Genomic DNA, 12,568 nt, shown 5'->3' on the forward strand with positions numbered 1-12,568 from the left:
GGCCTTCGGACGGCGGACGGGTCGGGCGGCGGCGTCGGAGACATCAGGCTCCGGCGCGGCCCTGAAGGCGCCTGTGGCGCCGGACCTGGCGCCCGAGGCGCTCCAGACCCTGCGCGAATCCATGAGCGAGGGCGCGGGCGTGGTGCGTGACGCCGCCGGCCTGACCGGCACGCTGGCCGTTATCGCCCGGCTGGAGACCGCGACGCCCGGCGCTCTTCCGTTGGAGGCGGCCCGGCTCATCGCGGAAGCGGCGCTGGCGCGGCGCGAAAGCCGGGGCGGACACTATCGCTCGGACTATCCGGAGACCGCGGCCGTCGCCGACCATACCCACGTCCGCGCCGGCCCCGCCCTGGTCGCCGCGGCCTGAACGAGCGCTCGATGATCCGATCCCTCCCTGACATTCTTGTCGAACCCGTCGTGCGCATGGCGCTGGCCGAGGACCTCGGCCGGGCCGGTGATGTGACGGCGCAGGCCTGTATCCCCGAGGGCGCCCGGATGCGGGCCGTGTTCGCGGCGCGCAAGGCGGGAACGCTGGCGGGCATCGACTGCGTGCGCCTCGCCGTGCTGGCGATGGACCCCGGGGCGTCGATCGAGCTGAAGCGGCGCGACGGCGCCGCCTTCGAGGCCGGCGCGGTGCTGGCCGAGGTCGAGGCGGATGCGCGGGCGTTTCTGGCCGCCGAGCGGACGGCGCTGAACCTGCTCGGACGGCTGTGCGGCATCGCCACCCTGACGCGGACCTATGTCGAGGCGGTCGGGGGTACGAAGGCGCGGATCGCCGACACGCGCAAGACCACGCCCGGCCTGCGCGCGCTGGAGAAGCATGCGGTGCTGTGCGGCGGCGGGGTCAACCACCGTTTCGGTCTGGATGACGCCATCCTGATCAAGGACAATCATGTCGCCGTCTGCGGCGGCGTGGGCGAGGCCGTCCGCCGGGCGCGCGCCGCCGTCGGCCATCTGATGAAGGTCGAGGTCGAGGTCGACGGGCTGGATCAGCTCGACGAGGCCCTGGCCGCCGGGCCTGACGTGATCATGCTGGACAATTTCACCCTGCCGATGCTGCGCGAGGCGGTGACCCGTACGGCCGGACGGACCTCGCTGGAGGCCTCGGGCGGGGTCAGTCTGCAGACGGTGCGCGCGATCGCGGAGACGGGCGTGGATGTGATCTCGGTCGGGGCCCTGACCCATTCCGCGCCGGCGCTGGATGTCGGTCTGGACGTCGCGCCCGGCTGACCCGCAAACGCCGTTCGGGAACAGCCCCGGGGTCGGGCGGGTTTAAGGGTCGCAGAAGGAGACTCCGATGACCCACGCCCCCCGCATCCCGAAGGAACAGCGCAGCTACGCCGACAAGGGCGTTCAGGCGGTCGAGGACGCCGCCGACAGCGACCGGCGCGATCTTGAGACCGAAATCCAGACCGGCCAGCCGGGCGACTCGGACGTCAATCTCGACACCCAGGGCAGGTTCGGCAATCTGAAGCAGAATCTGACGAACCAGTGGAAGGTTCAGAACCGCTGATGCGGCCCGCGGCCGCCTTGACCGGCTGAATCAGGCGGTGGGGGCGGTCTGGACCGGCGCATCGGCCGTCGAGATCGGCGTGGTCGTCACGGCGGCCGGAGCGGAGGCCGGCGCCGCCGGGGCCGAAGCGTCGGCGTCCGCGCCGCGTTCCTGGGCGATCAGCATATTGTAGGCGACCGCGCCCGCTTCGCGCACCGGACCCGTGGGGTCGAGGCTGGCCTGGATCAGGCGCGGGCCGTCCACAGCGCTCGACGGACGGGCGGCGTAGGAAAAGGCTTCGCGCGAACCGGAGCGGCCGCCGAAGCGGTAGAACAGATGGTCGCCGACCTGGCCGACCCGCACCAGCGAATTGCGCCAGCCGGGGGAGACGCCGGTGGTGTGGAAATGGGTGGCGTTGCCGACATCGGCGTAAACCGCCCCGGACAGGGCGGCCGAGGCCACTTCGCGGGCCCGGTTCCAGGCCGCCTGGTTGACCCGCCCGCGCATCGAACCATCGCAGGTGAAGCTGAACTGGCAGCCCGTCCGGCGACCCGCGCCCTGGAAGACCACGCCGCAGACGCTGTTGGGGAAGGCGCCATGGCGGACGCGGTTCAGCACGACCTGGGCCACGGCGCGCATGCCGTCGCGGCCTTCGCCGCGGGCTTCGTAATAGGCGGCCTGGGTCAGGCAATCGAGATCGCGCGAGGCGTCGAGCGCGCTGCCGAGGCGGAAGGGCAGGGCCGCAACCGGGCCGGTCAGGCTGACCCGGCGCAGGCCGGCGTCCGCGGGTTGGCCGCGCAGTTGTTCGAGACGGGCGGTCAGGAGCTCGGCCTGACGGTCGCGCTGGGCGCCGCCGGCGACGGTATAGGGATCATGCCGGCGCGCGATGGTCAGGGCGCTTTCGTCGAGGCCGCCGGCGGCCGCCGCAAGTGCTTCCTCGGTGAAGCCCGCCGCGGTCGCGCCCTCGATGCGTTCCGCCTGGGCCCGCACGGTCGTGGCCTTGGCCGCCGTGCCCCCCAGATAGGCGCAGCCGATCGCCAGTCCCACCAATGCGCCGAACGCCGCCGCCGCCGATCCGGGCCGAATCCGGGCCGCACGATCAACAGGGGGGTTCACACGCGTGTGCGGGGCTTTCGGCAAGGGCTCAGTCCTGTTCGGCAGGGCGCAATGCCGCCCCCGGGTAGTCTCGCAACCGGGCGACCCGCTCCAATCCCTGGAGATCGGCGTCGCGATCCGCTTGCGGTAAATCGACGGTCAGCGAACGGGCTGAACATCGAGGACGCGCCTTAAGCCAGCCGTTTGTGGCGCCAATGTGGTTGATTCGCAAGATTGTTGTGCGACGCAACATCGCGGGACGACTTCTGTGTATCCGGCAGTTAACGCCTTATGGGCGCACCATTGTCGGTCTGAGTGAAAGCCGCTGATACTGTATTTACCAACACAACCAGAACACGGATTCAGTGTCCCCGTTGGCGCGCCGGATTGAAGGCGGCGAGGTCTATTGTCTTCGGACCGTGTCCGGGAGGGTCGTCGACTTGGGCGCCGATGCCGGAACCGGCGCCGGCGAGCGGCGTTCAAGCTCCGCCATTGGAAGGATCCCCCCCATGAAACGCACCGTCATCACCCTTGTCCTCGCCGTCGCCGCCGTTTCGGTCGCGGCGTGCGGCCAGACCATTGAGCAACGCGCCGCAACCGGCGCCATCGCGGGCGCCGTCGTCGCCGGACCGGTGGGCGCCGCCGTGGGCGGCGCGGCGGGCGCGGCGGTCGGCCAGGCCGAGAAGCCGAACTGACACAGTCGGGCGTCGAGTGAGCGGGGCGGCGGCCATCGTCGCCTCGCGATCTTGATTTTCGCGCCCATATAGGGTTAGCGACGCGCCGGGCTGCGCTGCAAATCGCCCGGCCGCGTTCCAGCGCATCCATAAACGATCAAGGACATCGACACCCTCCGCATGAGAGATCTGAAACAGACCGGCTTCACGGACCGACTTTCGACCCAGCAGGAGGCCAAGAAGGCTCTGCTCGCCCGGTTCAAGCCCAAGGCCGCCGCCCCCGATCCCGAATTCGACAAGCTGGCCGCCAAACGCGCCGCCGAGAAGGAGGCGCTGCGCCAGCAGCACGAACTGGCCAAGGCGGAAGCCCGCCGGGAAAAGGCGGAGAAGGAAGCCGCGCGCATGGCGGCCGACCTTGAGGCCCAGGAAGCCGTTGAGGCCGAGAAGCGGGCCGCCCGCAAGGAGCGCAAGGCTCTCACCAAGGAAGAACAGAAGGCCGCCCGCGACGCGCGCTATGCGGCCCGCAAGGCGCGCACGCGCTGATTTTCCTGCCGGTCGGCCGAAAGGCCGGCCGACATCGCTTCAGGTGAGCTCGCCCAGGATACGGGCCAGTTGCTCGCCGGAGTAGGGCTTGCGCAGGAACGGCCAGGGCGCGTCGGCCAGGGCCGCATCCACATCCTCGCCGGCATAGCCTGAAGTCAGCACCACCCGCATGTCGGGGTAGTCGCGTCCGCATGCCCGCGCCAGTTCGATGCCGGTCATGCCGCCGGGCATCACCACATCACTCAGCATCATGTCGAACTTTTCGCGCTTCAGCAGGTCCAGCGCCTGGGGCGCGGTCTCGACGGCGCGCACCTCCAGCCCCAGACTCTCCAGCAGCTCCAGCGCCACGACGGCGACGCTGACGTCGTCCTCGACCAGCAGCAGGCGGCGGCCGGCGGCCATCGGCCGGGCCGCTTCCGGCCCGACGTCGGCGGCGATGCCGGACGATTCATCCTGCGGCGGCAGGAACAGTTTGATCTCGGTTCCGCGGCCGACCGTGGAGGAGATCTGGGCGGCGCCGCCGCTCTGGCGGGCGAAGCCATAGACCTGGCTCAGCCCCAGCCCCGTTCCCTTGCCCACGGCCTTGGTGGTGAAGAAGGGCTCGAACACGCGCGCGATCACCTCGGGGGGCATGCCCGCGCCGTTATCGGCGACGGTGACGCAGACATAGTCGCCGGCCGCGAGGTCAGGGACCTCCCCCGGCTCGACGGTGCAGGACTCGGTCTGGACTGTGATCCGGCCCTTGTCGCCGACCGCGTCGCGGGCGTTGACGACCAGGTTCAGCAGGGCGGCTTCGAACTGTGAGGGATCGACGTTGACCCGCGCGCCGCCGCGCCGGAGCTTGAGCCTGAACTCCACGGCCTCGCCCACAGCCCGGCGCAGCAGGGGCTCGCTCTCCCGAATCTGGACGTTGAGATCGACGGCCTCGGGGCGCAGGGCCTGGCGTCGCGAGAAGGCCAGCAACTGGTGGGTCAGACCCTCGCCGCGCCGCGCCGCCGCCAGCGCAGCCTCGCCCAGCTTCTGACGTTTGGCGGCGTCATTGGGCGAGCGCAGCATGATGTCCAGCGCGCCGATCACCACCGTCAGCAGATTGTTGAAGTCGTGCGCCACGCCGCCGGTCAGACGGCCGACGGCCTCCATCCGCTGCGCGTGCATCAGATCCGCCTCGGCCTTGGCCTTTTCCGCCAGCGCCTCGCCGACCCGTTCCTCAAGCAGTTCGTTGATCCGCTTCAGGTCCTCTTCGGCGCGCTTGGCTTCGGTGACGTCGATGTTGGCGCCGACATAACCCTGGAACGTGCCCGAGCCGTCGAAGCGCGGAAGGCCTTCGCACCTCAGCCAGCGCTCGCCCAGGACCGGATGGCGGATCCGGATCAGGCTTTCGAACCGGTCGGGCCGCTCGAAGGCGCTGTCGAAGGCGCTGGTGAAGGCCTCCGCGTCGTCGGGGTGAATCAACCGCCGCCAGCCTTCGGCGATCTGGTCTTCGGTCTCAACGCCGAAGAAGGTGCGGTAGCGACGGTTGGCGAAGCTCGGCCGGCCCTCGGCGTCCAGCATCCAGATCAGGGCCGGGGCGCTGTCGGCCACGGTGCGGAACCGCGTCTCGGATTCCAGCAACCGGGACTGGGCCTCGCGAATGTCGGTCACGTCGAAGGCCACGCCGACGAAGCCGATCACCTCATTGTCGCCGCCCAGTCGGGGACGGGAGAAGGATTTGAGCCAGCGGTATTCGCCGTCGTGGCGCAGGTAGCGGGCTTCCATCGAGAAGGGTTGACCCGAGGCCTCGCCGGCCAGCGACTCGGCAAGCACCCGCTCGTGATCCTCCGGATGGATGACCGCGCGCCAGTCGGCCAGCCGGGCCTCTTCATAGGTTCCGCCGTTGTAGGCGACATAGGCCTGGTTGACGAAGGCGCGGGTGCGGTCCTGCTGGGTCACCCAGATCAGCACCGGCGCGGTGTCGGCGATGGCGCGGAAGCGTTCCTCGCTCTCGCGCACCTCGGCTTCGGCGCGGGTGCGTTCGATCTCGGTCCAGGTGCGCAGGGCCACGTCCTGGAGCAGGGCGGTCTCCGCTCCGGTCCATGCGCGGACCGTCGAGTGGTGGGCGTAGAGGAAGGCGCGCAGGCTGCCGCTCCGGATCACCGGCGCCCGCATCAGGGCCCGGGTTTCCAGCCGTTTGAAGACCTCCAGCGCGTCGCGGGTGCGCGGGTCTTGCTGGACGTCGGCTATCTGGATCAGGCGACCCTCAGCCAGGTCGGCGATCAGGTCCGCGCCGAGGTCCTCAAGGCTGAATTCGCCCTGGGCGCTGATCACGCCCGCGGTCCAGTCGCGGGTCATGGAGACGACACCGCGTTCCTGATCGACTTCGCCGTAGCCGACGCGGTCCGCGCCGAGCTCGACCCCCAGGGCCCGCTCGACCTCGAGGATGACGTCTTCAGGAGAGGTCAGGTCGCGCAGCCGGTCCGCCAGGGCCAGCAGGAAGGTCTGCCGCCGTTCCTGACGCTCGAGGGCGTCGAGCGCTTCCCGGGTCTCGGTGGTGTCGAACGACATGCCGACATAGCCGAGGAAGACGCCGTCGCCGGCGAAACGCGGGTTGACCGATATCCGCATCCAGCGCCAGGCGCCGTCGGCGCGCTGGAACCGCGCCTCGAACCCGTAGGGCAGGCGCTGGGGGCGGGCCGCCGCCATGGCGGCTTCAACGCCCGCCCGGTCGTCGGGATGGATGGCCGCCTTCCACACGTCGCCAAGGATGCGATCGGCGGGCTGGCCGTAGAATTCGACGAGGGCCGCATTGACGAATTCGACCTTGGCCTCGGCGTTGGTCATCCAGACGGGCGAGGGGGCCGTGTCTGCCATCAGGCGGAAGCGGGACTCGCTCTCACGCAACGCCGCCTCGGCGGCGCGGGCCTCCGTCACATCGACATTGACGCCGATCATGCCGCCATAGGCGCCGTCGGGTTCGATCCGCGGATGGGCGTCGGTATGAAGCACGCGCCACTGACCGTCGTGGCGACGATACCGGCCCTCGATTTCGAACGGGACCTGGCGCTGACCGGCGTCGGCCGTCGCCGCAAGCACCCGCTCGGCGTCTTCGGGGTGGATCGTGGCGACGAAGTCGAAACCCTCAAGTGATTCAGGGGCGTTCCAGAACTCCCGCTGGGCGGCGTTGAGGTGCACGCATTTTCCGGTCGCGTCGCTCATCCACAGCATCACCGGGGCGTGCTCGCTGATGAGGCGCAACTGGTGTTCGCGATCGTCGATGCGGGCGTGGGAGCTGCGCAGGGCGTCGAGCGAGGCGTCGAGCGCGCGAACCATGTCCCGGAGCGCCGAGGCGACGGCGGTGACGAACAGGCCGACGATGATGAAGTTGACCGTGGCCACCAGGCCGAGACGGTCCGCCATCCCGGCCCCGACGGCGCCGAAACCGACAACCAGCCAGCCGCCGAACAGGCAGGCGGCCGTGGCCGTCGCCCCGGCCAGCCGGCCAGCGGCCAGCGAGGCGATGATCACCGCCGGCAGCAGGATCATGAAGCCGGTGACATTGCCGTAGAAGCCGCTCAGCGCGCCGCGGACGAGAAGGGCCGCAGCCGCGGCGCCCACGCCGGTCAGGACCGAAATCCACCACGGCCGCGTCTTCACCCGCGCCAGCCGGGTTACGGCGGCGCCAATGCTGAACAGCCGAACGAAATCCCCCAACGCGCTCATAGACCCCCACTCGCGCGCACGCGACTTCAACGGAACGTATTGGATCGGCTTGAGTTCCCGCAAGCATGGCGATTGCGCGAGGCCTCGCCGATGAATTCCGCCGCCGGGCGCGAAAGCGCCGGACGGGCGGGGTCTTTCACACCGGGAAAACGTTGTGACTTGACCGAACCGGAGTTTTCCGCCTGAAAAGCGCCCCGCTTGGCGCGCAATCTGCACGATCGTCGGGCAATGTCCCGGCTTGGGAGCTGAATATTTGGCCAGGATCGACTGGACCGCGAAGCTGAAGAGGATGCGTCGGCTGCTGGCCGCCGCGCCCGTGGTTCTGGCCGCCTTCGGCGTGGCCATGGCCGCCAGCTCGACGCCGCGTCCCGAGATCGACCGTCGCGCCGAGACCGTCCGCAGCCTGACCGGCGGCGACCTCAGCGCCCGCGGGTTCGCCGCCATCACCGGCCGGATGGACCCGTCGCAGCTGGCCATCGCCCTGCGCCATGATCCCGGCGAGCGCCGCGCGGCCCTGTATGGCCTGACGCCGGGCTGGGAGAGCCTGACCCTCGCAGGCCGGCCGACGCTGGACTTCGGCGCCACGGGCCTGGACGCGATGAAGCTGAACGCCGCGACGCCGGACGCCTCCCAGTTTCTGCGGGTCGCCGCGCCCTTCGTGTTCAAGCCCGCCACGGCCGAGGACCGCCGCCGGGCCCTGCGGTGCCTGACCCAGGGCATCTATTACGAGGCCGCGCTGGAGCCGACCGAGGGCCAGGAGGCCGTGGCCCAGGTCATCCTGAACCGGGTGCGCGACCCCAACTACGCCAACAGCATCTGCGGCGTGGTGTTCGAGGGCGCCGAGCGCACCACCGGCTGCCAGTTCAGCTTCACCTGCGACGGCGCGCTGTCGCAGGCGCCGGTCGCCTGGGCCTGGAACCGCGCCAAACTGGTCGCCGAACGGGCGCTGGCGGGCCATGTCTCGGCCCGCGTCGGCACCGCGACCCACTATCACGCCGACTATGTCCACCCGTGGTGGGCGCCGACGCTGAACAAGCTGACCCAGATCGGGGCGCACATCTTCTATCGCTGGAAGGGCGCCTACGGAGAGCCGGCGGCTTTCCGGCAGCGCTACGCCGGACGGGAGCCGCTGATCGACGAGGGGCGCTTCTCGCGTCCGCGCATCCAGATCGCTTCGGCGACCGAGGCCGAACTGGCCCTCGGCGAGGCCGCCGCCAACGGCGAGAGCCTCATGCGGACGGTCGAGATCGACGGGCAGACGCGCGTCGTCGGGGTCGCCTCCCTGGGCGGCCGACGCCAGGCTTCCGCCGCCGAGATCGCCGCCATCAACCAGCGTCTGGCCGCCTTCGAGACCCCCACGCCCGCGCCGGACGAGCCCATCCGCACGGCCCCGCCGGGGGTTACGGTCATGGATGTCGAGGAAGTGGGCCGCCCTGCGTCCTGATTCCGCACACGGTGGAACCGAACGCCGGTTTGCGCATTCAGGCCCGGCGCGGGGAACAATCCAGAATTCGAGCCGGACAACTGACCGGCTTTCGGGCCGTTTCGAGCGGCGTGGCTCTGGACCCCTGACCGAACTCTTCAGCGCATCGGCGCTTCCGGAAGGAGCCGTTTGACCAATTCGATCGCCAGCGATCCCGACGCGATTGAAGCCGAGCGGCTCCGTGTGCTGCGGTCATTCGACATTCTCGACACCGATCCCGAGCAGGCCTTCGACGACGTGATGCTGCTGGCGGCGCGCATCTGCGACGCGCCCATCGGCATGGTCAGTCTGGCGGTGGGCGACCGCCAGTGGTTCAAGGCCCGCGAGGGCGTCGACGTGCCGGAGATCGGACCGGCCAGTTCCTTCAGCCGGTATGCGATGCGGCAGCCGGGCGTGACCCTGGTGCGCGACGCCCGCCTCGACCCGCTGTTCGCCGACCATCCGCTTGTGACCGGCCAGTCCGGCTTCCGCTTCTACGCCGGGGCGCCGCTGATCGACGACCAGGGGCTGGCGCTGGGGGCCCTGTGTGTCATCGACACCCGGCCGCGCCCTCAGGGGCTGGACGAAACCCAGCTGATGACCATGGATGTGCTGGCACGGCAGGTCATGGCCCTGCTGGAGCGACGCCGCGCCCTGCGCGAGCGTCGGCGCAGCGACGAGGCCGCCACCGCCGCCGTCGAGGCCGCCCGTCTGGTGACCGAAAAGCTGGCGGAGAGCGACGCCCGCTTCCAGGCCATCGCCGACAGCATGCCCCAGATGGTCTGGTCGTCCCGGCCGGACGGTCACCATGACTACTATAACGCCCGCTGGTACGCCTTCACCGGCGCGGCCGAAGGCTCGGCCCTGGGCGACGCCTGGGGCGAGATGATCCATCCCGAGGACCAGGAGCGGGCGCGGACCGCCTGGCGGGCGTCGCTGTCCACGGGCGAGCCCTATGAGGTGGAGTATCGCCTGCTGCACCACACCGGGTCGTACGCCTGGACCCTGAGCCGCGCCATGCCGATCCGCGATGGATCGGGGGCGGTCACCCGCTGGTTCGGGACCGGCACGGACATCGCCGAGATGAAGCGGCTGGAGCAGGCCAAGGCTCTGCTGAGCCAGGAGTTGAGCCACCGGATCAAGAACATCTTTGCGGTGATCTCGGCCTTGCTGGCCCTGTCGGCGCGGCAGTATCCCGAGGCCAAGGCTTTCGCCAAGGCCGCCCGGACCCGGATTTCAGCCCTGGCCCGGGCCCACGAATTCGTGCGGCCGCACACGGAATCCAGCCGACCCAGCCTGGACGGCACGACCCTGCACGCCTTCCTGCGCGACCTGTTCCTGCCCTATGATGACGAGGCGGGCCGCCCGCGCGTGGTGGTCAGCGGCGATGATGCGGACTTCGACGACCAGGCGGCGACCCCGGTCGCCCTGCTGTTTCACGAACTGGCCACCAATGCGGCGAAATACGGAGCGCTGTCTGTTCCGGACGGTCGCGTCGCCCTGACCACCCTGCGACAGGGCGAGCGCTATGTAATGACCTGGCGGGAGCGCGGCGGTCCGTTGCTGAAAGGAACGCCGCAGGGTGCGGGCTTCGGCTCCTCCCTGCTGGCCCTGTCCGTGGAAGGTCAACTGGGCGGTGCTCTGGAGCAGGTGTGGGCCCCCGGGGGGCTGGAGGTCGTGGCCGACATTCCGGCCACGGCCCTGGCGCCGCGCCGCGCCGCGGGACAATTCGCGTGAACCGCCATCCTCGCCCTGCGTTGAACGGATACAAGTCCGTTGTGAATCGAAACCAATGACCGCCCGTATCCTGATCATCGAAGACGAAGCCCTCGTGGCGATGGAGCTTCGCTTCGTGCTGGAGGACCTCGGCTATGAGGTCGTGGGCACCGCGCCGGACGCCAGGACCGCCCGCGCGCTCGCCAGCCGCGGCGGCGTCGAACTGGCGCTGGTCGACATCCATCTGACGGACGGCGCCACCGGCGTCGGACTGGGCCAGGAACTGGGCGAAGGGTTCGGCGTCACGGTCCTGTACATGACCGCCAACCCCGGCATGGTCAGCCACGGGGTGCCCGGCACCATGGGCGTCCTGACCAAGCCGACGGACGAGGGATGCGTGCGCGGCGCCGTCGAATACGCCCTGCACCTGCGCCGCGGCGAGCCGGCGCCGGTGGTTCCCGACGGCCTGCAGATGTTCGGCTGACGCCCGGCCCTACCAGACGCCGATCTTCTCGGCCTGTTTGTGCGAGATCGGATTGTGGGCGCGGGCGTGATCTTCCTCGGCGAGGAAGCGGACGGCCTCCAGCGCGGCCATACAGCCCATGCCGGCGGCGGTGACGGCCTGGCGGTAGATGTCGTCCGTGACGTCGCCCGCGGCCCAGACGCCCTCGATGGCGGTCGCCGCCGTCCCGGGTTTCACCACCAGATAACCGCCCTGTTTGGTCTCCAGCTGCCCGGCGAACAGTTCCGATGACGGGGCATGGCCGATGGCGATGAAGACGCCGTCCGCCGTCAGCTCGCGCGTCTCGCCGGTCTGGACGTTCTTCAGCCGGGCGCCGGTGACATTGACCCCGCCGAAGCTGTTGGTCTCGCCGAGGATCTCGTCGATGGCGGAGTTCCAGATCACCTCGACCTTGGGGTTGGCGAACAGCCGGTCCTGCAGGATGCGTTCGGCGCGGAACTCGTCGCGACGGTGCACGACCGTGACCTTCGAGGCGAAATTGGTCAGGAACAGCGCCTCTTCCACGGCCGTATTCCCCCCGCCGACGACGATGACCTCCTTGCCGCGATAGAAGAAGCCGTCGCAGGTGGCGCAGGCTGAGACGCCGAAGCCCTGGTATTTCGCCTCGCTCTCGATCCCCAGCCATTTGGCCTGGGCGCCGGTGGAGATGATCACCGTCTCGGCGAACAGCTCGGTCCCCGAGTCCAGCGTCAGGCGGAACGGCCGCTGCGAGAGGTCGGCCTTGACCACGATGTCCTCGATCACCTCGGTCCCGACGTGCTCGGCCTGGGCGCGCATCTGCTCCATCAGCCAGGGGCCCTGGATGACGTCGGCGAAGCCGGGATAGTTCTCGACATCGGTGGTGATGGTCAGCTGGCCGCCCGGCTGCAGGCCGGCGATGACGACGGGGTTCAGCAGGGCGCGCGCGGCGTAGATGGCGGCGGTCCAGCCGGCGGGGCCGGAGCCGATGATGGCGACGCGGACGGTTCTCGGAGTGCTCATGCCCCTATTTAGGCGTTGATTCCCTCCGGCGCGATGCCAGGCTGTCGCCTGTTCACAGGTCTTGTCGGAGGATGACGTGGCGCAAACCAGCTTTCTGGGCATCGGCATAGCCGTCGGCGTCGGCGTGGGAACGGCCATCGGCCTGGCCATGGGCAACCTGGCGCTGGGCATCGGCGCCGGGGCCGGCGCCGGTCTTGCGATCGGCATCGCCATGGACGCCGGCCGCAACCGCAAGGAACGCGACAGGTCCGGTTCGGACGGCGGCGTCTATACGTCAGACGGGGGCGGGCGGGACCACAGCCCGGACGGCGGGTCTGACAGCGGGTCTGACGGCGGCGGCGGGGGCGACGGCGGCGGCGGCGGCGACTAGACCTCGTCGGGCCGGC

The 12,568-nt window shown here is 70.0% G+C and carries 11 protein-coding genes and 1 pseudogene; 9 read left to right on the forward strand and 3 right to left on the reverse strand.

The window, feature by feature from the left end; genetic code table 11:
* The 3 genes and pseudogenes from QQJ79_RS05335 to QQJ79_RS05345 all read left to right on the forward strand — a co-directional run.
* Positions 1–367, forward strand: a pseudogene (locus QQJ79_RS05335) (L-aspartate oxidase); the annotation flags it as partial.
* 11 nt (positions 368–378) lie between these two features.
* A complete protein-coding gene (gene nadC / locus QQJ79_RS05340; protein ID WP_284221883.1) occupies positions 379–1,230 on the forward strand; it encodes a carboxylating nicotinate-nucleotide diphosphorylase in 852 nt (283 codons plus the stop codon).
* A 67-nt stretch (positions 1,231–1,297) separates the two neighbouring features.
* Positions 1,298–1,513 (forward strand): hypothetical protein, encoded by a 216-nt coding sequence (locus QQJ79_RS05345; RefSeq protein WP_284221884.1) that lies wholly within the window; start codon positions 1,298–1,300, stop codon positions 1,511–1,513.
* Between the two features lie 30 nt (positions 1,514–1,543).
* Here QQJ79_RS05345 and QQJ79_RS05350 read toward each other — a convergent pair whose 3' ends face one another.
* Positions 1,544–2,539 carry a cell wall hydrolase gene (locus tag QQJ79_RS05350; RefSeq protein WP_284221885.1) on the reverse strand — a complete coding sequence of 332 codons (996 nt, stop codon included), beginning with the start codon at positions 2,537–2,539 and terminating at the stop codon, positions 1,544–1,546.
* Between the two features lie 557 nt (positions 2,540–3,096).
* On the opposite strand from QQJ79_RS05350, the gene QQJ79_RS05355 reads away from it, so the two are divergent.
* Positions 3,097–3,282, forward strand: coding sequence for a hypothetical protein (locus tag QQJ79_RS05355; protein ID WP_284221886.1), 186 nt, complete (start codon positions 3,097–3,099; stop codon positions 3,280–3,282).
* Positions 3,283–3,441: 159 nt separating this feature from the next.
* Positions 3,442–3,804: a DUF6481 family protein gene (locus QQJ79_RS05360; protein WP_284221887.1), complete on the forward strand. Its 363-nt coding sequence runs from the start codon at positions 3,442–3,444 to the stop codon at positions 3,802–3,804.
* A gap of 39 nt (positions 3,805–3,843) precedes the next feature.
* Here the strand turns inward: QQJ79_RS05360 and QQJ79_RS05365 are convergent, their stop codons facing one another.
* On the reverse strand, positions 3,844–7,500 hold the full coding sequence (locus QQJ79_RS05365) for a PAS domain S-box protein (RefSeq protein ID WP_284221888.1): 3,657 nt from the start codon (positions 7,498–7,500) through the stop codon (positions 3,844–3,846).
* A 253-nt stretch (positions 7,501–7,753) separates the two neighbouring features.
* Between QQJ79_RS05365 and QQJ79_RS05370 the strand changes: the two genes are divergently transcribed.
* The 3 genes from QQJ79_RS05370 to QQJ79_RS05380 all read left to right on the forward strand — a co-directional run bounded on the left by QQJ79_RS05370 (position 7,754) and on the right by QQJ79_RS05380 (position 11,162).
* Positions 7,754–8,944, forward strand: coding sequence for a cell wall hydrolase (locus QQJ79_RS05370; protein ID WP_284221889.1), 1,191 nt, complete (start codon positions 7,754–7,756; stop codon positions 8,942–8,944).
* 168 nt (positions 8,945–9,112) lie between these two features.
* Complete coding sequence (locus QQJ79_RS05375) at positions 9,113–10,699, forward strand: sensor histidine kinase (protein WP_284221890.1); 1,587 nt, start codon at positions 9,113–9,115, stop codon at positions 10,697–10,699.
* 55 nt (positions 10,700–10,754) lie between these two features.
* Entirely contained in the window at positions 10,755–11,162 is a 408-nt protein-coding gene (locus tag QQJ79_RS05380) for a response regulator (RefSeq protein WP_284221891.1), read from the forward strand.
* Between the two features lie 9 nt (positions 11,163–11,171).
* Here QQJ79_RS05380 and trxB read toward each other — a convergent pair whose 3' ends face one another.
* Positions 11,172–12,182 (reverse strand): thioredoxin-disulfide reductase, encoded by a 1,011-nt coding sequence (trxB, locus tag QQJ79_RS05385; RefSeq protein WP_284221892.1) that lies wholly within the window; start codon positions 12,180–12,182, stop codon positions 11,172–11,174.
* Positions 12,183–12,258: 76 nt separating this feature from the next.
* Here trxB and QQJ79_RS05390 point away from each other — a divergent pair, with 76 nt between their 5' ends.
* Positions 12,259–12,552 carry a hypothetical protein gene (locus QQJ79_RS05390; protein WP_284221893.1) on the forward strand — a complete coding sequence of 98 codons (294 nt, stop codon included), beginning with the start codon at positions 12,259–12,261 and terminating at the stop codon, positions 12,550–12,552.
* Positions 12,553–12,568: the final 16 nt, after the last annotated feature.

The sequence above is a fragment of the Brevundimonas denitrificans genome (assembly GCF_030160755.1).
Classification (GTDB): domain Bacteria; phylum Pseudomonadota; class Alphaproteobacteria; order Caulobacterales; family Caulobacteraceae; genus Brevundimonas; species Brevundimonas denitrificans.